The organism is Allorhizobium undicola ORS 992 = ATCC 700741, from assembly GCF_000621665.1.
Taxonomy (GTDB): Bacteria; Pseudomonadota; Alphaproteobacteria; order Rhizobiales; family Rhizobiaceae; genus Allorhizobium; species Allorhizobium undicola.
Map to the genome: position 1 here is coordinate 32676 of NZ_JHXQ01000020.1, position 23442 is coordinate 56117.

At 60.2% G+C, this 23442-nt stretch carries 22 protein-coding genes; 3 read left to right on the top strand and 19 right to left on the bottom strand.

Annotated features, from left to right (window positions below):
• On the bottom strand, positions 1 to 197 hold a 197-nt coding region (locus T424_RS23270), incomplete at its 3' end, for a hypothetical protein (protein ID WP_210164403.1).
• On the opposite strand from T424_RS23270, the gene T424_RS0115995 reads away from it, so the two are divergent.
• Positions 196 to 3480, top strand: a complete 3285-nt coding sequence (locus T424_RS0115995) for an efflux RND transporter permease subunit (protein ID WP_027488616.1) — start codon at positions 196 to 198, stop codon at positions 3478 to 3480. The genes T424_RS23270 and T424_RS0115995 overlap by 2 nt on opposite strands.
• A gap of 431 nt (positions 3481 to 3911) precedes the next feature.
• Positions 3912 to 4571 (top strand): Crp/Fnr family transcriptional regulator, encoded by a 660-nt coding sequence (locus T424_RS0116000; protein ID WP_037068050.1) that lies wholly within the window; start codon positions 3912 to 3914, stop codon positions 4569 to 4571.
• 53 nt (positions 4572 to 4624) lie between these two features.
• Here T424_RS0116000 and ureG read toward each other — a convergent pair whose 3' ends face one another.
• The 4 genes from ureG to T424_RS21310 all read right to left on the bottom strand — a co-directional run bounded on the left by ureG (position 4625) and on the right by T424_RS21310 (position 7274).
• Positions 4625 to 5236 carry an urease accessory protein UreG gene (ureG, locus tag T424_RS0116005; protein WP_027488618.1) on the bottom strand — a complete coding sequence of 204 codons (612 nt, stop codon included), beginning with the start codon at positions 5234 to 5236 and terminating at the stop codon, positions 4625 to 4627.
• A gap of 20 nt (positions 5237 to 5256) precedes the next feature.
• Positions 5257 to 5958 carry an urease accessory protein UreF gene (locus T424_RS0116010; RefSeq protein ID WP_245269603.1) on the bottom strand — a complete coding sequence of 234 codons (702 nt, stop codon included), beginning with the start codon at positions 5956 to 5958 and terminating at the stop codon, positions 5257 to 5259.
• Positions 5942 to 6382 carry an urease accessory protein UreE gene (ureE, locus tag T424_RS0116015; protein WP_027488620.1) on the bottom strand — a complete coding sequence of 147 codons (441 nt, stop codon included), beginning with the start codon at positions 6380 to 6382 and terminating at the stop codon, positions 5942 to 5944. Before ureE ends, T424_RS0116010 begins: the two co-directional genes overlap by 17 nt.
• Before the next feature lie 79 nt (positions 6383 to 6461).
• Complete coding sequence (locus T424_RS21310; protein ID WP_210164404.1) at positions 6462 to 7274, bottom strand: GGDEF domain-containing protein; 813 nt, start codon at positions 7272 to 7274, stop codon at positions 6462 to 6464.
• 565 nt (positions 7275 to 7839) lie between these two features.
• Here T424_RS21310 and T424_RS0116025 point away from each other — a divergent pair.
• Positions 7840 to 9087, top strand: a complete 1248-nt coding sequence (locus tag T424_RS0116025) for a glycosyltransferase family 4 protein (RefSeq protein ID WP_161712601.1) — start codon at positions 7840 to 7842, stop codon at positions 9085 to 9087.
• 429 nt (positions 9088 to 9516) lie between these two features.
• On the opposite strand, the gene ureC is transcribed toward T424_RS0116025, so the two are convergent.
• The 14 genes from ureC to T424_RS21320 all read right to left on the bottom strand — a co-directional run bounded on the left by ureC (position 9517) and on the right by T424_RS21320 (position 23405).
• The gene (gene ureC / locus T424_RS0116035) at positions 9517 to 11229 is read right to left on the bottom strand and encodes an urease subunit alpha (protein ID WP_027488622.1); all 1713 of its coding nucleotides are present in this window, start codon (positions 11227 to 11229) and stop codon (positions 9517 to 9519) included.
• A gap of 3 nt (positions 11230 to 11232) precedes the next feature.
• A complete protein-coding gene (locus T424_RS0116040) occupies positions 11233 to 11877 on the bottom strand; it encodes a hypothetical protein (RefSeq protein WP_027488623.1) in 645 nt (214 codons plus the stop codon).
• Between the two features lie 22 nt (positions 11878 to 11899).
• A complete protein-coding gene (locus tag T424_RS0116045) occupies positions 11900 to 12328 on the bottom strand; it encodes a lysozyme inhibitor LprI family protein (RefSeq protein ID WP_027488624.1) in 429 nt (142 codons plus the stop codon).
• The gene (locus tag T424_RS0116050) at positions 12328 to 12633 is read right to left on the bottom strand and encodes an urease subunit beta (protein ID WP_027488625.1); all 306 of its coding nucleotides are present in this window, start codon (positions 12631 to 12633) and stop codon (positions 12328 to 12330) included. The genes T424_RS0116045 and T424_RS0116050 overlap by 1 nt, the downstream gene beginning before the upstream one ends.
• Positions 12634 to 12649: 16 nt before the next feature.
• Positions 12650 to 12904: a DUF1272 domain-containing protein gene (locus tag T424_RS0116055; RefSeq protein WP_027488626.1), complete on the bottom strand. Its 255-nt coding sequence runs from the start codon at positions 12902 to 12904 to the stop codon at positions 12650 to 12652.
• 5 nt (positions 12905 to 12909) lie between these two features.
• Positions 12910 to 13212, bottom strand: coding sequence for an urease subunit gamma (locus T424_RS0116060; RefSeq protein ID WP_027488627.1), 303 nt, complete (start codon positions 13210 to 13212; stop codon positions 12910 to 12912).
• Between the two features lie 76 nt (positions 13213 to 13288).
• The gene (locus T424_RS0116065) at positions 13289 to 14119 is read right to left on the bottom strand and encodes an urease accessory protein UreD (RefSeq protein ID WP_027488628.1); all 831 of its coding nucleotides are present in this window, start codon (positions 14117 to 14119) and stop codon (positions 13289 to 13291) included.
• A gap of 261 nt (positions 14120 to 14380) precedes the next feature.
• Positions 14381 to 15559 carry an alpha/beta hydrolase family esterase gene (locus T424_RS21315; RefSeq protein ID WP_051559084.1) on the bottom strand — a complete coding sequence of 393 codons (1179 nt, stop codon included), beginning with the start codon at positions 15557 to 15559 and terminating at the stop codon, positions 14381 to 14383.
• A gap of 220 nt (positions 15560 to 15779) precedes the next feature.
• Complete coding sequence (urtE, locus tag T424_RS0116075; RefSeq protein WP_027488629.1) at positions 15780 to 16475, bottom strand: urea ABC transporter ATP-binding subunit UrtE; 696 nt, start codon at positions 16473 to 16475, stop codon at positions 15780 to 15782.
• Positions 16476 to 16477: 2 nt separating this feature from the next.
• Positions 16478 to 17233, bottom strand: a complete 756-nt coding sequence (gene urtD, locus T424_RS0116080; protein WP_027488630.1) for an urea ABC transporter ATP-binding protein UrtD — start codon at positions 17231 to 17233, stop codon at positions 16478 to 16480.
• Between the two features lie 4 nt (positions 17234 to 17237).
• On the bottom strand, positions 17238 to 18374 hold the full coding sequence (gene urtC / locus T424_RS0116085) for an urea ABC transporter permease subunit UrtC (RefSeq protein ID WP_027488631.1): 1137 nt from the start codon (positions 18372 to 18374) through the stop codon (positions 17238 to 17240).
• A complete protein-coding gene (gene urtB, locus T424_RS0116090; RefSeq protein ID WP_161712603.1) occupies positions 18371 to 19954 on the bottom strand; it encodes an urea ABC transporter permease subunit UrtB in 1584 nt (527 codons plus the stop codon). Before urtB ends, urtC begins: the two co-directional genes overlap by 4 nt.
• Positions 19955 to 20095: 141 nt before the next feature.
• Entirely contained in the window at positions 20096 to 21385 is a 1290-nt protein-coding gene (gene urtA / locus T424_RS0116095; RefSeq protein ID WP_027488633.1) for an urea ABC transporter substrate-binding protein, read from the bottom strand.
• 133 nt (positions 21386 to 21518) lie between these two features.
• A complete protein-coding gene (locus tag T424_RS21320; RefSeq protein WP_051559086.1) occupies positions 21519 to 23405 on the bottom strand; it encodes a hypothetical protein in 1887 nt (628 codons plus the stop codon).
• Positions 23406 to 23442 lie beyond the last annotated feature (37 nt).

Consider the following 23442-nt stretch of genomic DNA (forward strand, 5'->3'; position numbering starts at 1 on the left):
CGAAAAAAGCCATCGGACCGAAAAGTGGTTTCCGGTTTTCGGGCCATCCGATGCGCGAAAAAAGCCATCGGACCGAAAAGTGGTTTCCGGTTTTCAGAGGTATAAGATGCCGGTCCAAGAAACGAAAGCGGGTGCGCTTTCCTATCCGCAAGCGCACTTCCATTCCTTTTCCGCGTCAACTGACGGACAGTCGCCATGAACTTTTCCGCCTGGTCCATCCGCAATCCGGTTGCTCCGCTTCTCGGTTTCTTTCTATTGATGGTTCTGGGCATCCAGTCCTTCAACAAGCTGCCGATCACCCGCTTTCCGAATATCGATGTGCCCAGCGTGTCCATCACTGTGAAGCAGAGTGGTGCTTCGCCTTCCGAGCTGGAAATGCAGGTGACAAAGGAGATCGAGGATGCAGTGGCCTCGATCAACGGGGTGGATGAAATTCAGTCTATCGTGACCGATGGCGTATCGACCACTGCGGTCGTCTTCCGGTTGGAAGTCCCCACCGAACAGGCGGTTCAGGATGTGAAGGACGCCATCGACAAGATCCGCGGCAATCTTCCCGCCGATGTCGATGAACCCATTGTCTCAAAGGTGAATGTCGAGGGGCAGGCCATCCAGACCTATGCTGTGACCGCACCCAGCATGTCACTGGAGGAGCTGTCCTGGTTCGTGGACGACACCATCAAGCGCGCGCTTCAGGGCGAACGCGGCATTGGCCGCATCACCCGTATTGGCGGGGCCGACCGCGAGGTGCGGGTGGAGCTGGACAGCGACCGGCTGAACTCCTACGGCATCACCGCCGCCGATGTCTCGCAGCAATTGCGCGGCACCAATGTGGATATAGGCTCAGGCCGCGGCCAGATTGCCGGGGCCGAACAGGCCATTCGCATTCTGGGCGATGCCCGCGACGTGCGCACGCTTGGCGACACCACGATTGCGCTGAAGAATGGCCGTTTCGTCAGGCTGGCCGATCTTGGCCGCATCTACGATACCTATGAGGAGCAAGAATCTTTTGCGAACTTCAACGGCCAGCCCGTCGTGACCTTCGCCGTGTTCCGCGCCAAGGGCGCATCGGAAGTCTCGGTGGCCGAAACCGTCACCCAGACGCTTGACAAAATACGGGCCGACAATCCCGAAGTCGGTATAAGCCTGATTACCGATGCCGTCTATTTCACCCACGGCAATTACGAGGCCGCCATCGATACGCTGCTGGAAGGCGCGATCCTTGCGGTGATCGTGGTGTTTCTCTTCCTGCGCAATTGGCGGGCCACGCTGATCTCGGCTATTGCGCTGCCGCTTTCGGCCATTCCCACCTTCTGGATCATGGACCAGATCGGCTTTTCGCTGAACCTCGTCAGTTTTCTCGCGCTGACGCTGGCCACCGGCATTCTGGTGGATGACGCCATTGTCGAGATCGAAAACATCGCCCGCCATATCAAGATGGGCAAGACGCCCTACCGCGCCGCCATCGAGGCAGCCGACGAAATCGGGCTGGCGGTGATTGCCACGACATTTACCATCATCGCGGTATTCGTGCCGGTCTCCTTCATGCCGGGCATTCCGGGGCAGTATTTCATCCAGTTCGGCCTGACGGTCGCCTTCTCGGTTTTCTTCTCGCTGGCCGTCGCACGGCTCATCACGCCGCTCATGGCAGCCTATCTCATGCGGGCGGAAGATGCCGCCGGCGACCACGAGCATGACGATGGCCGCTTCATGCGCGGTTATAACCGGCTGGTGGCCATGACCACCCGCCGCCGGTCTGCGCGCTATCTCACGCTTGCAGGCGCCTTTGCCTTTCTCATCGGCTCGGTCATGCTGCTGGCGCAGGTGCCCGGCAGCTTCCTGCCGCCGGAAGATGCCGGACGCATCGTGCTGAACGTCGAACTGCCGCCCAATGCCACACTTGAGGAAACCGACAGGCGCACTACAGCTATTTATGAGGCGGTCAAGGATCTCGACGGCGTGGAAAGCGTGTTCGTTCTGGGCGGGGTCTCTGCCAAGGGCGATCCCGAATTGCGCCGTGCAACCGTCACCCTCAATCTGGTGAAGATCGAGCATTCGCTCGTCAAGACCCTGGTCAATTCTACGGTCAACGCCATTCCGCTGCTTGGGACCCATCTGCCGAAACTGCCGGTGCATGGCCGCACGCGCCCGCAATGGGCGGTGGAGGGCGATGTCTTTAACCGCTTGCAGCATATTCCCGATATTCGCGTTCAGAAGCTCAATGATCGCGGCGAGCGGGATCTCACCTTCAACTTCCTGTCAAAAAATACCGATGACCTGAACGAAGCAGCCAGCCTGCTGGTTGCAAAACTGAACACTCGCCCGGAACTGGCCCATGTCCGCTCCGACGGTTCACTGCCGCGCCCGGAACTGCAAATCCGGCCGAAGGGAGATGAAATGGCGCGTCTCGGCATCACGCCGCAGCAGGTTTCCCAGACTGTGCGTGTCGCAACGATTGGCGATAACGATGCGCAATTGCCAAAAATCTCGCTGGACGACCGGCTGATCCCGATTCGCGTACAACTTTCGCTGGATGTACGGCGCGATCTTGCCGCAATCAGGGCATTGAAGATCCAGACCGCCAGCGGCGCGACCGTGCCGCTCTCCACCATTGCCGACATCGATTACACCGAAGGCGTCAGCTCGATCAATCGTAACAATCGCAACCGGGTGGTGTCCATCGGCGCGGATCTGCCCCAGGGTGGCGCTCTCGATACCGCCACCGCCGCCTTCCGTCAAACAGTGGCCGAAGCCAATCTGCCCCCGACGGTGAAGCTCGCCGAAAGCGGCGACACCAAGATCCAGAACGAAATGCAGCAAAGCTTCGTGAACGCCATGATCATGGGGCTGTTGCTGGTGCTGACCGTGCTGATCCTGCTGTTCAAGGACGTCATTCAGCCCTTCACCATCCTGTTTTCGCTACCGCTGGCCATTGGCGGCGTGGCGGTCGGGCTGATCGTCACCAACAACCCGCTCTCCATGCCGGTGCTGATCGGCATTCTGATGCTGATGGGCATCGTGACCAAAAATGCCATTCTGCTGGTGGATTTCGCCATCGAAATGCGCCGTCACGGCATGGACCGGGTGGAGGCGATGATCGAGGCCGGCCGCAAGCGCGCCCGCCCGATCATCATGACCTCCATTGCCATGTCGGCGGGCATGTTGCCCTCGGCGCTGGGCGTGGGCGAAGGCGGTTCATTCCGCTCGCCCATGGCCATTGCCGTCATTGGCGGCATCATCGTTTCCACCATCATGAGCCTGATCGTCGTGCCCGCCTTCTTCCTCATCATGGACGATTTGTCACGGCTGCTTGGCTTCCTGTTCAGCCGCTTCGTGGGTAAGAAGGAGGAGGAGCCCGAAACCCTCGACAGACCGGAACTGACGGCACTTGCCAGAGAAAATGCCCACCGGATCGACAGGATCGACCAAAAGCTGCGCAAGCTGAACGAAAAGGGCATCCGCCCCGGCGCGGCAGCCGAATAGAGGATTTCCAGAAAAAGTGGAAGCCAGCCCCTATACTGGCAGGCTCGCCCGTGTGTTTTTTTTAGAAAATCATTCATTTTGCATGGTGCGTTGATCGAAATCAACGCACCATAAAGGGCTGCTTGTAGGCTAACCTCGTCGAACAGGCGGCGAAACCGGAAATCGGGCATTGAGCAGGACTGTCAGGGAAGAGTGCTCCACCAGGCGCGGTTTCAGGTATTCCGGCAGGTTTTCCTACCGGAAAGGCCGTCTGGTCGGCAACGGTCTTGAAGCGTGATACGCTTGCAAATGGACCGTCGGTCACAGGCATTCCGGAAAAGGGAGGATGACTTTCCGCCGGAGCCCAAACGGAAAACGAAGCCTCCGCCACAGATCAGCACGGAGGATCCGAAAGGAGCTGGCAAGCCGTGAACAAGGTTTTGAACTTTAACATGCGTGATCGCAACACTCTCATTCGATCGCCGCTCGTCTCCTGCCTCAGCCCCAATTCCATGGCGCGCATGATGGAGCTGGCGACGGTGTTGAACTTCGAGTCGCGGGATATTCTCTTTCGCGAGGGTGAACGCGCCGATTTCTTCTATTGTGTGCTCACCGGCTATGTTCGTCTTTACCGGCTGAACCGCGAGGGCCGCGAAGCCGACATCCGGGTTTGCGGCAGCGGCGATACCTTTGCCGAATCGCTTCTGGCCGTGGGCGGCACCTATCATTACAACGCACAAGCAGCCGAAAACGTGACTTTGGCCCGCTTCGACCTGCAAAAGGTGCGCGCGCTGGCCGAAAAGGAACATGACGTCGCCAACGCCATCATCCAGTGCCTCTCGGCCTGCCTGCGCAGCACCATGGATTGCGTGGCCAATGACCGGCTGCAAACGGCGCCGCAGCGGGTGGCGCAATATCTGCTGGACAATTGTCAGGAGGGTGCCGGAACCGCCTCCCTTCGCCTGCCCTTCCAGAAAAGCCTGCTGGCCGGCAAGCTGGGGCTTGCACCCGAAGCCTTGTCACGCGCCTTTTCCACGCTCCGAACCTGCGGCGTGACGGTTCGCGGACGCATGATCCAGATCAGCGACGTCAGCGCCCTGCGCCAGATCTGAGCATGGCCCTATGACTGTGAAGTGGCGCAAGAATGGGCCGCTTCACAGTCATTTTACAATCCGCCATTTTGCCGGAGGAAGGCAACGACCTCCGCCACGCCATCGCCGCGCTTGAGGTCGGTGAAAACATGCGGCTGGCCAGCGCGCATCCGGTTGGCGTCGCGCTCCATGATCTCCACATCCACACCGACATGCGGGGCGAGATCCTTCTTGTTGATAATCAGCAAATCCGATCTGGTAATGCCCGGACCACCCTTGCGCGGAATTTCCTCCCCCTGACAGCAGGAAATCACATAGATCGTCAGATCGGCCAGATCGGGGGAAAAGGTCGCGGCGAGATTGTCACCGCCCGATTCGATGAACACGACATCGAGATCGGGAATGCGGGCGGTAAGGTCGGCAATCGCCTGAAGGTTGATCGAGGCATCCTCGCGAATGGCCGTATGCGGACAGCCGCCCGTTTCAACGCCGACGATCCTGTCCGAGGTCAGCGCCTGCATCCGGATCAGCGCATCGGCATCCTCGCGGGTGTAAATGTCGTTGGTGACGACGGCCACCGAATAATCATCCCGCATGGCCTTGCACAGCTTTTCCGTCAACGCCGTCTTTCCGGAGCCGACAGGTCCGCCAATCCCCACCCGAAGCGGTCCATGTGCCGATTTCATCTTGCCTTCCTTTTCCTTGCTCACGAGCGAAAAAGCCGCGTCGCCTGCGTTTCATGCCGTGCCGATACCATGTCGGCCATGACCGTTGCGCTGCCGAGAGCGTCCAGAGTGGTTGTAGCCGCCCGCTCAGCCATGCGCCCCATGTCATTTTCCAGCCCCGCCAGCACGGCAAGACCTTGCCTCTGCCCCATCACGCCAAGCCTGATGGCGGCAGACACCATCTGTGAAACAGCCGCATGAAGATAGGCGGCAATGGTGGCCGCAACCTCGATGCCGTTCAACGCGGCAACAGCCCCGACCGCGACCGGATAGGCCAGCCGAAGGGGCAGCCCCTCCAGTCCCGCCACCGGCCAGGCGCAAGCCGCATCGCGAAACGCCATGCCAAGCCCCATGGTTTCCTGATGCCGCTCCTTCGAGCCCGAAAGCGCTTCGGCAAGCTCGGCAATGGCGGCAAGCTGTGCCGGACTTCGAGCGCTGCGATGGGCTTGCGCCAAAAGCACGGCATCGTTCCACAACAGGCCATGACAAAGCGCGGTTTGGGCCCAGGCGTGAAGGTCCTGCGCCCTCACGACAAGGCCATCATGCACGGCGCGCTCCAGCCCGCCCGACCAGGCAAATCCGCCCACCGGAAAAGCAGGGGAAAGCCAGGCCATCAGGCGAAGCAAGGCGTGATGATGAGGGGCCGTGGACGACATTGCGCCGCCGTCAGTGGGCGTGGCCATGATAGGCGCCGCGAACCGGCTGGAATGGCTCGCTGACCTCACGAACCGCCGCGCCCAGACCCTCCAGCATGGCCCGAATGACCGGGTCACGGGGAATGAGCAAGCGTTCCGCCGCAATCTGCGCGGGAAGATGGCGATTGCCCAGATGCCAGGCAAGCTCAAGCAGATGCAGCCCGTCGCGGCCCTCCACGGCGTAGAGTTTCTCTTCTGCCGCCTTTACCTCGATGAGATCACCGTTTTCGAGAACCAGCCGGTCGCCATCTGTCAGTGTCACCGTCTGGGCGAGGTCCAGCATGATCATCTCGCCATTGTCGAGATGCAGCAGCTTTCGGCGCAGATGGCGCAAATCATGGGGAAGCACGACACGATCGACCGGCGGATCGGATGGCTCGCCGACGGGCAGGACAGAAAGGACGCGTAGCATATGCACTCCAAAATAGCTGCTGGAGACATTGCACAAAATGGCGGCATTTCGCAAGCTGCGAATTGCCGCGAACCTCTCTTCATCGGCCCGCCTGGGCGCGGCAGGGCCACTCTTTCACGTCATCCTCATGCACCACGAGATTCCGGCCTGCCGCCTTGGCCCGGTAGAGGGCGCGGTCGGCGGCTGCATAGACGCTTTCCATGCGGCGATCCTTCTCGAATTCCGCAACGCCTGCCGAAATCGTCACACCGATGCTCTGGTTGTCGTAATGCAGCGGCAGGCTGGCAACACGGTTGCGCACCGCCTCAATAACCTGAAGACGCTCCTTGCGCGCTCCACCGTGCAGCAGCACACCAAACTCCTCGCCGCCCAGTCGCGCACAGACATGGCCGGCGCGACACAGCTCCTCCAGCACGGCGGAAACGGCGCGGATCACAAAATCGCCCGCACCATGGCCATGACAGTCATTCACCGACTTGAAATGATCGAGATCGATGATGGCAAGGCTGGCCTGCCCCCTGGTTTCGTCCAGCACCTCGGAGAATGCCCGCCTGTTCAGCAGGCCGGTCAGACCATCGACGCGACTGAGATGCTCGTAGCGCGCCTTGGCCACGGCAAGACTGCGCACCTGCGAGCCGACACCCGCCCCGACCACCGCCGACACGAAGCCACAGATCAGCCAGGACATGGCAACGCCCAGCTTGAAGGCTTCTCCCAGCGGCATGTCGAGCAGGCCCAACGCGCGACAGACCGGAATGGCAAGCAGCTGAAGCATCAAAGCGAGCGAAATGGACAGGAACATCAATCGCAAGACAAAGTTAAAGACATTCCCGCGCCGGGCAAGGTCTTCAAACCCCTGGCGCAGACCAAGCCAGTCTTTCAATCGAATCACCATCGCCCCCTGCGTTATTAACCATTGGGATAGGGGGATTTTCTTGGTGCATTGCTAAAATGATAGTTAGAAATCTCTTAAAATTAGAAGGAATGCGGGCAGCCGTCGAAAACGGAAGATTGTGCCCGAGCTACATCAGACTCAAAACCCGGCGATTTTCCGCAAAAATACGCAGACCCAAAGCGCTTGAACGGCTGATCCGCACTGAAAATCCCGCCACCGGACCGAAATGCGCAAGTCGATGCTGCATCCAATTGTCGCGACTGAAATTATTGGGCTCACATCAAGTTGATGGCCCGCATTGCGACACGCAGGCGTTTATCAGGCGAAGACGGAAAATAATTACTCAACCATAAGTCTATGACTCTTATCGGAAAATTTGCAAGCGCCAGATCGTCGAGGCGATCGATGCCCAAAAAAAGCCGGATGCCGGGGTTGAAGTAGGAAGCCGCTCGGACCTAAATGCAATCTATTGGCGAATTAATCTTTTCGTAACCAAAAAAATGCGCATCCGGCTGAGGGAGGAAGGCCGATACCGTTTTTCTCAAGCCTGGAGATGAAGTCCATGGTCAGCAAAACATCCGTGCCTGACGAGACAGTGAAGCAAAGCAGCCCGAAATCAGACGACGCAACCTGTCTGTCCATTCTCGCGCCCACCCGCTACCCGTGGCGTTTCAACGCCCCGCGATCCAGCCGCCACAAGATTGAAAACCGCAATTTCGCGCCGATGAACTATGTGTCGCCCAAGCTTGAGGGCATCACAATGTTTCAGCCATGGCCCTTGAAGCGTTTCGATCTTGTCCACGCCTTCAACCGGATTCCCTTGACGCAAACGCCCTTTGTCATTTCCTTCGAATCCCACATGCCGCGCGGCTTCGGAATCGAACATACCGGCTTTTACCGCTTCATGACCAACCGCCTCCTCAGCGACCGCTGCGTCGGGATCGGGGCGATTTCCAACCATGCCCGGCGGATTTTCCTGCAAACCCACCGCAACCATCCCCAGCTTGATATTTTGCGCCGCAAGCTTTTCCTGCGCTATCCCAATATTCCGATCGAGAACCGCCGTGACGATCATGACAACGCTGTCATGGACCCGATCAAACTGGTTTTCGTCGGCAATCACTTCGGTCGCAAGGGCGGCTGTGTGGGCTTGCGCATGGCGGAACTGGCGCTGGAGCGGGGAATTTCGCTTGAAGTGTCGATCATTTCCAGCATGGAAACCGGCGCTGCCTCCTGGACAGACCCGCTGACACCGGGCTATTTCGACAGATACCTGCAAATGCTGCGCCTGCCCAATGTGCGACATTACCAGAACCTGCCGAATGGCGAGGTGCTGGCCATTCTCAAGCGCTCGCATTTTTCGCTGCTGACGACGTTTTGCGATACATTCGGCTTCAGCGCGATTGAATCCATGGCCAATTACGTGCCGGTCATCGCAACACGGCAGGCAGCCCTTCCGGAATTCATCGCTCACGGCAAGAACGGCATTATGCTGGATATGGAAACCAACGCCATCGGCGAATGGAAACATATCGGCGCCAACCGTTCGACGCCTGAATTTGCCGATGTCTTTTCCCGCGAGATCGAGAGAATGGCAGAGCAAAGCCTTGAGGCGGTCACGACGCTGGCCAGAGATCGCAACCGTTATGCGGCCATGCGCGAAGCGGCCTATGCCACGGCCCGGACGATGTTTTCCGCCGATGACGCAAACCGCTTCTGGGACGACTTCTACGTGGAGGCCTGGCAGGCCTACCACCACCATGCCGGCGCCCATGGCTACTCGCAGGGGCCATTTACAGGATCGCGCTGATCTAGAGCATGTCGCGCAAAAGTGTGCAGCGGTTTTGCGATAACGACATGCGACAAAACAATGACTTACTGCATAATTCCTTAAATCGGACACAGTACACGACGCAGAGGAATTTGGCGTGGCCTACCCCCCTCTGCCTTGCCAGGCATCTCCCCCTCAAGGGGGGAGATTGCAATGCCGACAAAGCGCCATCCTTCAAAGACTATTGGCGATGACGGCCTTTTTCAGGAATTCAGGCAAGGCCTTTATCTTGCCGATCTCCCCCCTTGAGGGGGAGATGTCCGGCAGGACAGAGGGGGTAAGCCACACGCAAAACCGTAGCGTCGTGTACTGTGTAAATCGGAATCGATTTAAGGTGAAAATTATGCAGCAGATTTAAAGTGTTACAGCGTCCGTTGTGCGTTTGATAAAACGCACGGCGCTGTAAGGTTAAAACAGGAAATAGCGCTGGGCCATGGGCAGAACCGTGGCCGGTTCGCAGGTCAGCAATTCGCCATCGGCCCGCACTTCATAGGTTTCGGGATCCACCTCGATATGCGGCATCAGGTCGTTATGGATCATCGAGCGCTTGGAAATGCCGCCCCGCGTGTTCTTCACCGCCAGCAATTGCTTTGAAACGCCGAGCCGGTTGGCAAGCCCGCCATCGATTGCCGCCTGGGATACGAAGGTGACGGAGGAGTTGGTGCGCGCCTTGCCGTAAGCCCCGAACATCGGCCGGTAATGCACCGGCTGCGGCGTGGGAATAGAGGCGTTGGGATCGCCCATGGGGGCTGCGGCGATCACGCCGCCCAGCAGCACCATATCCGGCTTGACGCCGAAAAAGGCCGGGTTCCAGATGACGATGTCGGCCCGCTTGCCGACCTCCACCGAGCCGATCTCATGGGAAAGCCCATGGGCGATGGCGGGGTTGATGGTGTATTTGGCAATATAGCGCTTCACGCGGACATTATCGTTCTCGCCGGTTTCCTGCGGCAGGCGGCCGCGCTGGCGCTTCATCTTGTCTGCCGTCTGCCAGGTGCGGATCGCCACCTCCCCCACCCGGCCCATGGCCTGACTGTCGGAAGAGATGATCGAAAAAGCGCCGATGTCATGCAGAATATCTTCCGCCGCAATGGTCTCCTTGCGGATGCGGCTTTCGGCAAAGGCAATGTCTTCAGGGATCGACGGCGACAGGTGATGGCAGACCATCAGCATGTCCAGATGCTCGGCCAGCGTATTGACCGTATAAGGCCGCGTCGGATTGGTGGAAGAGGGAATGACATTCGGCTGGCCGCAGATCTTGATGATGTCCGGCGCGTGACCGCCGCCCGCCCCTTCCGTGTGGAAGGCGTGGATGGTGCGGCCATTGATGGCCTTGATGGTGTCTTCCACAAAGCCGCTTTCGTTCAGCGTATCGGTGTGGATCATCACCTGCACGTCATATTGATCGGCCACCGACAGGCAGCAATCGATGGCGCCGGGCGTGGTGCCCCAGTCCTCGTGCAGCTTCAGCGAGGTGGCGCCGCCCAGCACCATTTCCTCCAGCGCGCCGGGTAGCGAGGCATTGCCCTTGCCCGCAAAGGCAAGGTTCATCGGAAAGGCGTCCGCCGCCTCGATCATCCGGGCAATGTGCCAGGGGCCGGGCGTGCAGGTGGTGGCCAGCGTGCCATGCGCCGGGCCGGTGCCGCCGCCCAACATGCAGGTCAACCCGCTCATCAGCGCCTCTTCGATCTGCTGCGGGCAGATGAAATGGATATGGGCATCCATGCCGCCGGCGGTCACGATCTTGCCCTCGCCGGCAATGGCTTCCGTGCCGGGACCGACGATGATGTTGACGCCCGGCTGCGTATCGGGATTTCCCGCCTTGCCGATGGCGACGATCCGGCCGTCCTTGAGGCCAATATCGGCCTTGACGATGCCCCAGTGGTCAAGGATCAGCGCATTGGTGATGACGGTATCCACCGCGCCATCGGCGCGCGTCACCTGGCTCTGGCCCATGCCATCGCGAATGACCTTGCCGCCGCCGAATTTCACTTCCTCGCCATAGGAGGTGTAATCCTTTTCCACCTCGATGAAGAGTTCGGTATCGGCAAGCCGGATCTTGTCGCCGGTGGTGGGGCCGAACATGCTGGCATAGGCAGCGCGGGACATTTTGTAGGGCATGGGTCAGACATCTCCGTGCAAGGTGGAGGAATGGGAGGAAGAAGAGTGAGTGGAGCCGAGGCGCGACAGGCGGCCTGCGGCAACAAGCGCATCGATCAGGCGCTTTTCGGCGGCAAAGGGGTGGCCCTCCCAGCCTTCATGGGAAAAGCCGGTGAGCATGATTTTATCCTGCCGATAGGCGGGATCGTTCAGCAAATGGGTAATGACGATCATGCCGCTGCTTGGCACGACGCCGGGATCGCCATCATGGAGGCGCAATTGCGCCACGGCCTCTCCATGGATCGCACCCGGTATCACCACATGCTGCTTGCCCTGGCTGGCGCAAAGACCGGCGAAGGCCGCGGTATAATCGTCGAAGAAGTCGTCGAGTTCGGGGTGACGGGCCAGAATGCCCGTCCGCAGGGCTTCGAAATGGGCGGGATCGCGCACCATCCACAGGGCGCTGGCCGCTTTCACCGCTTCGCTGGCGCGCCACGTCTCGTCCTCAAGCATGGCCTTCGCCGGGCGGCCGGTATTGCACAGCGCGACAATGTCGGTGCGCCGACCGGCGAGACCGAAATTGCGGCAGCCATTGAAGCGGATGACCATGTCGCAGGCATCGATGAAAGGCGCGGCATCCGCTGCCACCTCGCCATTGCCAACAATCATGATCCGTCGAGAATGCCTCACCCTAGCGTCCCGTTTCCTTGTAGAGTTCCTGCAATTCGCGGGTCCGCGCCTTGGTCAGGTCGGTCAGGCAGCTTGCCACCAGCTGCGGCTCCATGCTGCCGCCACGGGCCTGGAAGCCATAGGTATCGCAATGGCCATCGCGATAATCGATCCAGGCGCGCTGCGCCTTTTTCAGCGCATTGACCGCGCCCACCTTGTCCTCGTCGGTATCCTTCCAGTAGGTATCCTGCTCCTCAGCCCAGGCCATGGCGCGCTTGTAGATGCGGTTCAGATCCCGGTCAGCCCGGTTATAGTCTTCACCGGCGCAGAAATTCATATCCTGCTGGGTCTGCGGATCGGTGCAGTTGAACTTCGGCTGCTGAGCGCCTGCATCCACCGGAAGGACGAGACCGGACAAAACCACCGCGAGCGCGGGCAACAGGATTTTCATCACAGCTTGCCCATGACCTGCTGGCGAAAGCCATAAACCGCGCGTTTGCCGGAGAGTGGAATGAGTGTCACCTCACGCGCCTGCCCCGGCTCGAAGCGCACCGCCGTTCCTGCGGGAATGTCGAGGCGCATTCCCCGCGCCTTTTCCCGCTCGAACACCAGGCCGGCATTGGTTTCGAAGAAATGGTAATGGCTGCCCACCTGCACCGGGCGGTCGCCGGTATTGGCCACCTTGAGGGTCACGGTTTCAAGACCGGCATTCAGTTCGATCTCGCCTTTGGCGGCAATGATTTCACCGGGGATCATGCTTTTCTCCTTCGGATCAGGTGGCAGTTTTCGGCAGGCAGCCTTGCGCCTTGAAGACGCGAAGGGTGGACGCCGGATTATTGACGAGCTTGGCCTCAGGCCGGACGGGACGGCGCACCAGTTCACCGCCGCAATTGGGGCACAGGCCCTTCAGTTTGCCTTCGGCGCAATCGGCGCAGAAAGTGCATTCGAAACTGCATATCACCGCATCCCGGCTTGCGGGCGGCAGGTCACGGTCACAGCATTCGCAATTGGGTCTGAGCGCCAGCATGAACCTCACCGGATCGGTTCGTGAACAGTCACCAGCTTGGTGCCGTCGGGAAAGGTCGCCTCCACCTGCACGTCATGGATCATCTCGGCCACGCCCTCCATGACTTGAGCACGGGTGATGACATGGGCGCCAGCCTCCATCAGCTCGGCCACGGCCCGGCCGTCGCGCGCGCCTTCCACCACGAAATCGGTAATCAGCGCAATGGCTTCCGGGTAATTGAGCTTCACGCCGCGCTCCAGACGGCGACGCGCCACCATGGCTGCCATGGAAATCAGCAGCTTGTCTTTCTCTCTCGGGCTGAGGTTCATAATCGCTCCATTTCAAACCACGGAGGGAAAGCCGTGCTTTCAACACTCCGCATCAACACCATATCCTGCCGCGCTTTCAAAGATGCCAGACCTTCGGCACGGCACCCCCATCGCGCAGCACCGAAAGCATCGGCACCAGAAGCTTGCGCAATGCAAAACCGTCGGCTGCGGCCAGCCGCGCCACCAGCTTGCCGTTCCACTGGCTGATCCCGGCATCGCCGTCACCGGCGAGCCGCCGCAGCGGCTCCAGCCAGGCTTCCGCCTTGTCGCCAACATAAAGCAGGGTTGCGAAGGCGGCATGACCCTTCAGCACAGCCGGTTGCGCCGCAAGTTCGGCTACCGGCCCCGCCTCTTGCCCCGGCAGGGCCAGATCCTCGGCATGGATCAGCCTGCCATCGCGGCGAATGCGCCAGCGATCCCGCACCATGCCGTTTATCACGCTTTCACCGCGCGCCGTGCGGCCGAGAAGAATGGCCTCGACGGCAACAAGCTCCGCGTCACCTTCCAGATCGACCTCCAGACGGCGGGTTAGCGAGGCCTGATCGAAGAGGATGGATTCCTGCGGCAGCCAGTGAACCGCCGCGCCCGCACCGGCCCTGATGGCGGTGTTGACCTCCGCCGTATCGGCGGCGGCCCTGTAGATTTTCTCGCAGGCCTGCGTGGTCAGCGTCAGATGGGTTCCCGGCCCGGCCTCGAAGGTCCAGTCCAGCCGGTCGCCGCCGGTCAACCCGCCGGAGGAATTGATCAGCACCGCCTCCATGCGGCCATCGAAGCTTTCGGGAATGCGGATTTTCGCGCAGCCTTCCTGATAGAAGGTCGCAAGGCGCGTTCGGCCATCCAGAGCTTTTGTATTGAGCCGTCCGCGCCCGCGGGCCCGTTGCGGCTTGATGTCAATGGCGTTTTGCACTGCGTTCCCCGTCTGCCGTGGACGGGGCTTTGCGCCCTTCTGACCCGGCAATTGCTTGACCGCGATTTTCCACGAAAATCAAGCTGTTTCAAGCAGAAAGGAACGCGAAACAAAAAAGACCGGCACCACTGCCTAATTCCTTAAATCGGAATCGATTTAAGGATAAAATTATGCAGCAGATGTAAAACCCTACAGCGCCGTGCGCCATATATGGTGCACGGCGCTGTAGGGTGCCATTCTTTGAATTGTGGGCAGAAATGCTCAGAGCGCGCGCGCGGAAATCGACTCTTCCGCCTTGGCAGGCTGCGGCTTGGCCTTGGCCGTAGAGGCTTCACAGGCTGCCGTGGTGGCGGCAATCGCCGCATCTTCCTTAGCCTTGGCCTTGGGCGCTGTGGCGCAATCATCGCTCCTGGCAACGGCATTGGCGACAAGATTGCCGTCCCGCTGGTCGAAAAAGGCCCACATGCGCCGTGCGGCAAAGACCTGCCGCTGCGGCTCGCCGGCATTGGCCGAAGCAAGGGAAAAGCCGATATTGGCAGACGGCCAGTCATGCGTCTGATCGGCAATGGTATAGGAAAGAATGCGCGCGCCGCTCTTGCAGCCGGCAAATTCCATGGAGGAGACGCCCGCCCCCTTCGTCAGCCGTGCCTGCTTTTCGCAACCCTCGAGATCGGCCCAGCGGCTGAGCGCGGTTTCCCCGCCATATTGCCAATAGGGCTTGCCGCCGCCCGCATAAGGGTTGGTATTGTCCTTGAGCCCCCAGAAGGCGATGATCGATACCGGCTTTGCCGGATGGCAGCTTTGCGGATCGGGCAGCCACCGGCCAGCTTCCTGCCGTGGATAGCCAGCCCTGAGGCTCATGACGAAACCGGCGGCGGAAAAATCCGCATTGCCGTTGCAGATATATTGCGACAGCATTCTCCCGCCGCCGGAATAGCCGGAGGCATAGATGCGGGTGGCATCCACGCAGAATTTCGCCTTCACCTGCGCCACGGTATCGCTGAGATAGGCGGCATCGTCAGGCCCGTCCGCATTGGTCACGCCGGGCACGTTCCAGGCATGGGTGCCCTCCAGCTTTCCCGCAAGACCGCCTTGCGGCGCAACAACGATGAAACCGGCTTCCTTCGCCACCTCCGGCCACTGGCTGCGGCCCATCTGGTCACGCGGGAAACTGTTCGATCCATGCAGATCGAATACCACGGGAACCCTGGTCTTTGCGGTGTAGTTCGGCGGAATGAAGACCACCGCCCGGCGCTCGATGCCGCCGGACTGGAAGGTCAGATCCTGAAAACCGGCCCGCACCGTCACGCCGCAGCCGGAGGCCTGCGCCTGAGCCATGGAGAGCCCAAGCCCCAGCGAAAGGCAGGTAAGGATGGAGAAGAGACACGCACGCGAAAACGCCGCCAGCGCCAGCCGGCTGGAAATTGCAGTCACTGTCATTCGAAGGTCCGTTGCCAAAAGCAGTTTCAAACCGGCAGCTCTCTTTATGGAGCTGCCGAACCGTCGCGAAGCCTTTCCGCCTGAGCGGTGTCTATGGCCGAACTTCGCAGTTGCGGGAAAATACCACATGATCCCATATTAGCAACGGCAGGCGCCCAAGAAAATATCAATGCTGTCTTGCAGCCTTCACAATCCGTGAAGAGATGACAAAATGCCTTGTTCACACCGTCAGATGCCGCCTGGCTTCCTCGGTATCCAGCACGTCGGCAGGCCCTTCGTGAACGATCTCGCCACGATCCATGATATAGACGTGATCGGCAAGCTCGCGGCAGAAATCCAGATATTGCTCCACCAGCAAAATGGCCATGCCGGTGCTGTCGCGCAGATAGCGGATGGCACGGCCGATGTCCTTGATGATCGAGGGCTGGATGCCCTCCGTCGGCTCGTCCAGCACCAGAATTTTCGGGCGTGTCACCATGGCGCGACCGATGGCGAGCTGCTGCTGCTGACCGCCGGAAAGATCGCCGCCGCGCCGGGAAATCATGCTTTCCAGCACCGGAAACAGGCTGAACACGTCATCGGGAATGCTGCGCTCCTTGCGCGAAAGCGGGGCATAGCCGGTTTCCAGATTTTCCTTCACCGTCAGCAGCGGAAAGATCTCGCGCCCCTGCGGCACATAGCCCACGCCATGACGCGCCCGGTTGAACGGCGCCATGCCGTTCAGCAGCTTGTCTTCGAAGCGGATTTCACCGCCAGACACCGGATGCTGGCCGGTAATGGCCCTGAGCAGCGAGGATTTGCCCACCCCGTTGCGGCCCAGAACACAGGTGATCTTGCCCATCGGCGCGGTGAGGCTCACGCCCCGCAGGGCCTGGGCGGCACCGTAATGAAGATTGACGTTTTCGACATTCAGCATGATTACCGCCCCAGATAATTCTCGATGACCTTCTGGTCGGAAGAAACGAAATCGATCGATCCTTCCGCCAGCACGGAGCCTTCCGCAAGGCAGGTGACTTTCACGCCAAGATCGCGGATGAATCCCATGTCGTGTTCCACGACGACAACGGAGCGCGTCTTGGCGATCTCGCGCAGCAGAATGGCGGTTTCCGCCGTTTCGGCGTCGGTCATGCCCGCCACCGGCTCATCCACCAGCAGAAGCTTCGGTTCCTGCGCCAGCAACATGCCGATTTCCAGCCATTGTTTCTGGCCATGGGAGAGGTTGGCTGCAAGGTCGTTCCTGCGGGCGGTGAGCCGCACCGTATCGAGAATGGTCTCGATGCGGTCGCGATCTTCCGCCGTCAGCCGGTAGAACAGGGTGGAGAAAACCCCGCGCGGACGGTTCAGCGCCAGTTCCAGATTGTCCCAGACGGTATGGCTTTCAAACACCGTCGGCTTCTGGAACTTGCGGCCAATGCCAAGCTGGGCGATTTCCGCCTCGTCCTTCTTCGTCAGGTCGATCTTGCCGCCATCGAAGAAAACCTCGCCGCTGTCAGGTCTTGTCTTGCCGGTGATGATGTCCATCATCGTCGTCTTGCCCGCCCCGTTCGGGCCGATAATGGCGCGAAGCTCGCCGGGCTCGACCGTGAAAGACAAGGAATTCAGAGCCTTGAACCCATCGAAGGAGACGGAAACGCCATTGAGGTAAAGCAGGCTGTTGGTGGTCTTGTCCGACATGGGTCTACTCCGCGGCCTGTGGTTTTGCGTCAAGCACTGCCCGATGCTCGCGGCGCGAGCGCATGGCCTGCGTTATGGTGCCGACAATGCCCTTGGGCAGGAAGAGCGTGACGGCCACGAACAGCCCACCCAGCGCAAACAGCCAGAATTCCGGGAAAAGGCCGGTAAACAGCGTCTTGCCGCCATTGACCAGCACCGCACCGATGATCGGGCCGATCAGCGTGGCGCGTCCGCCCACCGCCGTCCAGATAACGACTTCGATGGAATTGGCGGGCGCGAATTCACCCGGATTGATGATGCCGACCTGCGGCACGTATAGCGCGCCCGCCACGCCCGCCATCATGGCCGAGACCACGAAGGTGAAGAGCTTCATATGCTCCACCCGGTAGCCGAGAAAGCGCGTGCGGCTTTCGGCGTCGCGTATGCCGACCAGTACCTTGCCGTATTTCGATCTGACGATGGCCGAAGCCAGCAGGAGCGACAAGGCCAGCGTCAGCGCGGTGATGGCGAAAAGAGCGGCGCGCGTGCCATCGGCCTGCACGTTGAAACCGAGAATATCCTTGAAATCCGTAAGGCCGTTATTGCCGCCAAAGCCCATATCGTTGCGAAAGAAGGCCAGAAGCAGCGCATAGGTCATGGCCTGCGTGATGATCGACAGATAAACGCCGTTGACACGGGAGCGGAAGGCAAACCAGCCGAAGACGAAGGCCAGCAGGCCGGGAGCAACCAGCACCATGAGGGCGGCGAACCAGAACATGTCGAAGCCGTGCCAGAACCATGGCAGTTCCTTCCAGTTCAGGAAGACCATGAAATCCGGCAGGATCGGATCGCCATAGGTGCCGCGCGGGCCGATCTGGCGCATGAGATACATGCCCATGGCATAGCCGCCGAGCGCAAAGAAAGCCCCGTGCCCCAGCGAAAGAATGCCGCAGAAACCCCAGACGAGATCGAGCGCCAGCGCCAGCATGGCATAGGTGAGATATTTGCCGAACAGCGCCACCAGATAGGTGGGCATGTGCAGCGGGCTCGTTTCCGGCAGGGCCAGAGACAGCACCGGCACCACCACGGCAAGCGCCACCAGAATGGCGATGGCCACCAGGATCCTGCGATCGAGTGCGCGAAGAAGAAACGCCGTTATCATGCGTCCACCGCCCTTCCCTTGAGCGCGAAGAGACCGCGCGGTCGTTTTTGAATGAAGAGAATGATCAGCACCAGCACGAGGATCTTGCCCAGCACCGCGCCCGCATAGGGCTCCAGGAACTTGTTGAGAATGCCGAGCGAAAAGGCCCCGACCAGCGTGCCCCAGAGATTGCCCACACCGCCGAACACCACCACCATGAAGCTGTCGATGATGTAGCTCTGGCCGAGATTGGGCGAAACGTTATCGATCTGCGACAGCGCCACCCCCGCCATGCCGGCAATGCCGGAGCCGAGCGCGAAGGTGAAGGCATCCACCCAGGGGGTGCGAATGCCCATGGAGGAAGCCATGCGACGGTTCTGGGTAACGGCGCGCATTTGCAGACCGAAGGCGGAGCGCTTCAGCAGCATCAGCAGCGCCACGAAAACGGAGAGCGAGAATGCCAGAATCCACAGCCGGTTCCAGGTAATGGCCAGCCCGCCGAGGTCGAAGGAGCCGGACATCCAGCCCGGATTGCCCACTTCCTGATTGGTGGGGCCGAAGATGGAGCGCACGAGCTGTTGCAACATCAGCGAAATGCCCCAGGTGGCCAGCAGCGTTTCCAGCGGACGGCCATAGAGAAAGCGGATGACACAGCGCTCGATGGCAAACCCCACCGCGCCTGTCACCAGAAAAGCCACCGGCAGCGCAATGGCCAGCGACCATTCGAACAGGCCGGGTGCGTGCGCCCGGATCATCTGCTGCACGACAAAGGTGGAATAGGCCCCCAGCATGACCATTTCGCCATGCGCCATATTGATGATGCCCATCACGCCGAAGGTAATCGCAAGACCAATGGCCGCCAGCAGCAGCACCGAGCCCAGCGACAGGCCATAGACGATGTTCTGCACCGCCTCCCACAGGCTCAACTTCGTCTCGATCCGGCCAATCGCCTTGTCGATGGCGCTCGCAAGCGCCGGGTCCGCATTGGCCCTGAGCGGCTGGAGAACGGCCAGCGCATCCTGCCCGCCAAGCCCTTCCACGGCCTCCACCGCTTGCAGCTTTGCCTCCAGCGGGCGGTCGGAGCCCAGAATGGAAACGGCGCGGGCCTGTTGCAGCAGCTTTTTCACCTCGCCATCCTGCTCGGAGGCAAGCGCGGTTTCCAGAAGGTCGAGATTATCGGCGCCCGGCGATTTCAAAATGGTGGCGGCGGCTTCCAGACGCTTTGCCCTGTCCGGGCTCATCAGCGTCAAGCCGCCTTCAGCTGCGGTGATGGCGCGGCGCAGCGTGTTGTTGACCTTGATCTTGGTCAGCGCGCCCTTGGCTTCCTCGCCGGTTTTTTCGCCCGTCAGCGGATCGATCAGCATCAGACTGGAGCCCGCCGCCTTGCCGATGAAGACATTGCCATCGGATTTGCGCAGATAAAGGTCTCCGGCGCCGAAGGCTTCCAGCGCAGGCACCACGCGCGCATCGCCCGTCTTGCCCAGTTCGCCGACGATCTTCTCGGCCTCGGTGAAATTCGCCGTGCCGAGCGCCTTGATGAGGGCAGCCGGATCATCCCCGGCGCTGGCGGGAAGGCCGCCGAGCATGACGCCCAGCACCATCACCAGTATCTGGATCGATCGAGAAAACATCTTTGCCCTTTCAGGATCAAGAAATGCCACCCTCCGCTTCCAACGGGAAAAGGCTGCGGGCAGAGGCCCTGCCCGCAGCACGTCGGTTGGGGGTGGAACGGGAAACGTGGATTACTGACCCTTGCCGCCGCACTTGCCGGTGGCAACGTTGAAGTTGCCGCAATTCATCGGCATCCGCCAATCGGAGATCAGGTCCTTGCTGTCGGGCAGGAAATCGGACCATTCGTCGCCCACCACTTCCGGCGTCTGGGAAACGACTTCGAACTGGCCGTTTTCCTGGATTTCGCCAATCAACACCGGCTTGGTGATGTAGTGGTTCGGCATCATGGTGGCATAGCCGCCGGTGAGGTTCGGCACGGACACGCCGACCAGCGCGTCGATTACCTTGTCCTGATCGGTGGTGCCTGCCTTTTCGACCGCCTTTACCCACATGTTGAAACCGAGATAGGCGGCTTCCATCGGATCGTTGGTCACGCGCTTTTCATTCTTGATGAAAGCGTGCCAGGTTTTGATGAACTCGGCATTGACGGGGGTATCGACGCTCTGGAAATAGTTCCAGGCGGCAAGGTGCCCCACCAGCGGCTTGGTGTCGATACCGGCCAGTTCTTCCTCGCCCACGGAAAAGGCGACGACCGGAATATCCTGCGCCTTGACGCCCTGGTTGCCGAGTTCCTTGTAGAAGGGCACGTTGGCATCGCCATTGACGGTGGAAACGACGGCGGTTTTCTTGCCAGCCGAGCCGAATTTCTTGATCGCGGCCACTTCCGTCTGCCAGTCGGAGAAACCGAAGGGCGTGTAATTGACCATGATGTCTTCTTTCTTGACGCCCTTCGACAGAAGATAGGCTTCAAGAATCTTGTTTGTCGTGCGCGGATAGACATAGTCCGTGCCTTCCAGCACGAAGCGCTGCACGCCTTCGTTCTGCATCAGGTAATCCACGGCGGGAATAGCCTGCTGGTTGGGAGCAGCACCCGTGTAGAAAACGTTGCGCTCGCTTTCCTCACCCTCGAACTGCACGGGATAGAAGAGCAGCGAATCGAGTTCCTTGAAGACCGGCAGAACCGACTTGCGCGACACCGACGTCCAGCAGCCGAACACGGCGGCAACCTTGTCCTTGGAAATCAGCTCGCGGGCCTTTTCGGCAAAGAGCGGCCAGTTGGAGGCCGGATCGACCACCACGGGTTCCAGCTTCTTGCCCAGAACGCCGCCCTTCTTGTTCTGCTCGTCGATGAGCATCAGCATGGCGTCCTTCAGCGTCGTTTCCGAAATCGCCATGGTACCGGAGAGCGAATGCAGGATGCCGACCTTGATGGTGTCATCGGCAGCAAAAGCGCCGTGGAAAGCGGTGGAGGACATGATGGCGGCAACCAGCGCGCCGCCAAGCTTGGCCTTGAAAGTCATGATGGACCCCTCTTGTCGTTAAAGCATACCGTCAGCCCTTGTGGATGGGCCTTAACCGTTGCTTCACCAACTATGCTGCGCCGCCGCAGAAAACGGCATACGTCAATTGACGTATGGCGAGGGGAAATGCGGATTACCAGACGAAGCTTGGATCGGGACCGATCTCCAGATGCACGCTGATGCCGAGATATTTCTCCAGCCGGTCGTTCAGCGCCGATTCCATCTCGTCGAGCTTCTTCACGCCCTTGACCATATCCCAGATGCCAAGGCCCATGCCCGCCAGCGAGGCAACGAGCCCCGTGACCGTGCCTGCCACCGACAGCCCGACCTTGAGGGCATTGGTCGCCTGGGCGATGAATTCCGAGGAGGTGACGGCAGCGGCACTGAAGACGCGCGGCACGACATTCGTCAGCTGGATCGCCACCTCGGAAAAGCCGATGAGGCTGTTGGCCACGGCCGCCGCGCCGGTGAGAATTTCCAGCGCCGCGCGCGGCTCCTCCCCGGCCTTCAGCGAGCGCGAGGCGGAAAAGAAGCTGAGGCCCGCCGTGGCAAGACCGCCAATGCCGCCGATGATCTTGCCGCCTGCCTCGAGGTTCTTCGGATTGATGAGCGAGGAAACCGTCCGCCCCCAGCTGCCGGAGCCGGTGCCGAACATGCTGAACGGCTTGCCAGCGGCATCGAGGTTTTTGGCAAGGCCTTCCGTGGTGAGGCCAACGATCTGAACCGCATTGGCCATGGCGCCGGCAATATCCTGCGGCTGCCAGGTCTGACCGGTGCCAAGGCTGCGCGACACCAGAACCGCGCTTGAGGCCAGCGCCTGCACGGCGTGCGCAATGCCCGCCTTGTAGATGTCATTGTCCAGACCGAGGGGGGCCGGGCGTTCGGAAAAGCTCCTCTGCACGCTTGCCAGCGCATCGTCCACCTTCATGCCCGAACGCATCAGGGTGATGACGGAATTGAAATTGCGGGTGATGTCCTGCGCGTAATTGCTCTGGATCGCGGGGCCGAACATCTTGGAATTTCCGGCATTTTCGCCAAGGAAGGTCAGCAGCATGGCCTTGACCACCGGCTCGATGGCGGCATTGGTGCCGTTCGCACCGGCCGCAAACGCCGAAAGATCGCCCGCCGTGCCGTCGCCAATCAGCATGTCATTCGTCATGCTTGCCAGCGTTGCATTGGCCGCCCCCATCATATCACGGGTGAAATCCTCAGGCAGAATACTCGTCAGCGTCTTCAGTTCCGAGCTGTAATCCACCAGCGCGTCCTCTTTGGACTTGCCCGCTGCAAGCGCCCGATCGACCGCCTTGCCGCCAACGATGTCTTCCATGAAGGTCATTTCAAGCCGCGTTTTCATTTCGGCATTTTCCGGGCGCGCCACGTAATCCTTCAGCACCCTGGCGGTCAGTTCCTCCATATAGGAGGCGGTGGCGCTGTCCTTCGAAAGCGCATCGATCCGTTCGTCGATCGCCTTGCCCGCCGATTCGCCATCGGGGACGCTATCGCCATACTGGTCCATATAGGCGTTGAACTGGGCCTTGATTTCCGAGAGGTCGATCAGCAGGGCGGCCTTCTGCTCGGTCGTCAGACTGGCAATATCCTTGACGCTTGCCGGATTGACGAAAGCGCGATCGACACCCGCCATCGCATCCTTGAGCAGCGAGAATTTCGTATTTTCAAGTGTTGCAAGGTCGGTCGTATAGGTATCGGAGGCTTTTGCCCGGCCCATCCAGTATTCGCTGAGCTTTACGTCCGCCTGACTGACCGAGGTCGGCGCGACCGTATCGGCATAGGCGCTTGCATCGACGCCGGGCAAGGCATCGCCAGCCGAGCGGTCGCGGTCGAGATAGCGTTTCGTCAGCTGGTCGGCCGCAGACAAACCTTCATATCGATTGTTGGGATCGACCTTGCGTGTGGACGTTGCGGCATTATCATTTTTAACGAGATCACTATAATTTAGAAAATTTGAAGATGAATCCGTTTCCACCTTGCTCGAAGAGGAGCTTTCGACAGAATTGACCATGGCACGCCCCACACGTAAATAAGGGCATTTCCAGCAA

Excerpts from the sequence above, each read along its gene's own strand:
- T424_RS0115995 (WP_027488616.1), top strand. The coding sequence starts at position 196 with ATGAACTTTTCCGCCTGGTCCATCCGCAATCCGGTTGCTCCGCTTCTC.
- T424_RS0116000 (WP_037068050.1), top strand. The coding sequence starts at position 3,912 with ATGCGTGATCGCAACACTCTCATTCGATCGCCGCTCGTCTCCTGCCTC.
- ureG (WP_027488618.1), bottom strand. The coding sequence starts at position 5,236 with ATGAAATCGGCACATGGACCGCTTCGGGTGGGGATTGGCGGACCTGTC.
- T424_RS0116010 (WP_245269603.1), bottom strand. The coding sequence starts at position 5,958 with ATGGCCACGCCCACTGACGGCGGCGCAATGTCGTCCACGGCCCCTCAT.
- ureE (WP_027488620.1), bottom strand. The coding sequence starts at position 6,382 with ATGCTACGCGTCCTTTCTGTCCTGCCCGTCGGCGAGCCATCCGATCCG.
- T424_RS0116025 (WP_161712601.1), top strand. The coding sequence starts at position 7,840 with ATGGTCAGCAAAACATCCGTGCCTGACGAGACAGTGAAGCAAAGCAGC.
- ureC (WP_027488622.1), bottom strand. The coding sequence starts at position 11,229 with ATGCCCTACAAAATGTCCCGCGCTGCCTATGCCAGCATGTTCGGCCCC.
- T424_RS0116040 (WP_027488623.1), bottom strand. The coding sequence starts at position 11,877 with ATGATTGTTGGCAATGGCGAGGTGGCAGCGGATGCCGCGCCTTTCATC.
- T424_RS0116045 (WP_027488624.1), bottom strand. The coding sequence starts at position 12,328 with ATGAAAATCCTGTTGCCCGCGCTCGCGGTGGTTTTGTCCGGTCTCGTC.
- T424_RS0116050 (WP_027488625.1), bottom strand. The coding sequence starts at position 12,633 with ATGATCCCCGGTGAAATCATTGCCGCCAAAGGCGAGATCGAACTGAAT.
- T424_RS0116055 (WP_027488626.1), bottom strand. The coding sequence starts at position 12,904 with ATGCTGGCGCTCAGACCCAATTGCGAATGCTGTGACCGTGACCTGCCG.
- T424_RS0116060 (WP_027488627.1), bottom strand. The coding sequence starts at position 13,212 with ATGAACCTCAGCCCGAGAGAGAAAGACAAGCTGCTGATTTCCATGGCA.
- T424_RS21315 (WP_051559084.1), bottom strand. The coding sequence starts at position 15,559 with ATGACAGTGACTGCAATTTCCAGCCGGCTGGCGCTGGCGGCGTTTTCG.
- urtE (WP_027488629.1), bottom strand. The coding sequence starts at position 16,475 with ATGCTGAATGTCGAAAACGTCAATCTTCATTACGGTGCCGCCCAGGCC.
- urtD (WP_027488630.1), bottom strand. The coding sequence starts at position 17,233 with ATGTCGGACAAGACCACCAACAGCCTGCTTTACCTCAATGGCGTTTCC.
- urtC (WP_027488631.1), bottom strand. The coding sequence starts at position 18,374 with ATGATAACGGCGTTTCTTCTTCGCGCACTCGATCGCAGGATCCTGGTG.
- urtB (WP_161712603.1), bottom strand. The coding sequence starts at position 19,954 with ATGGTGCTGGGCGTCATGCTCGGCGGCCTTCCCGCCAGCGCCGGGGAT.
- urtA (WP_027488633.1), bottom strand. The coding sequence starts at position 21,385 with ATGACTTTCAAGGCCAAGCTTGGCGGCGCGCTGGTTGCCGCCATCATG.
- T424_RS21320 (WP_051559086.1), bottom strand. The coding sequence starts at position 23,405 with ATGGTCAATTCTGTCGAAAGCTCCTCTTCGAGCAAGGTGGAAACGGAT.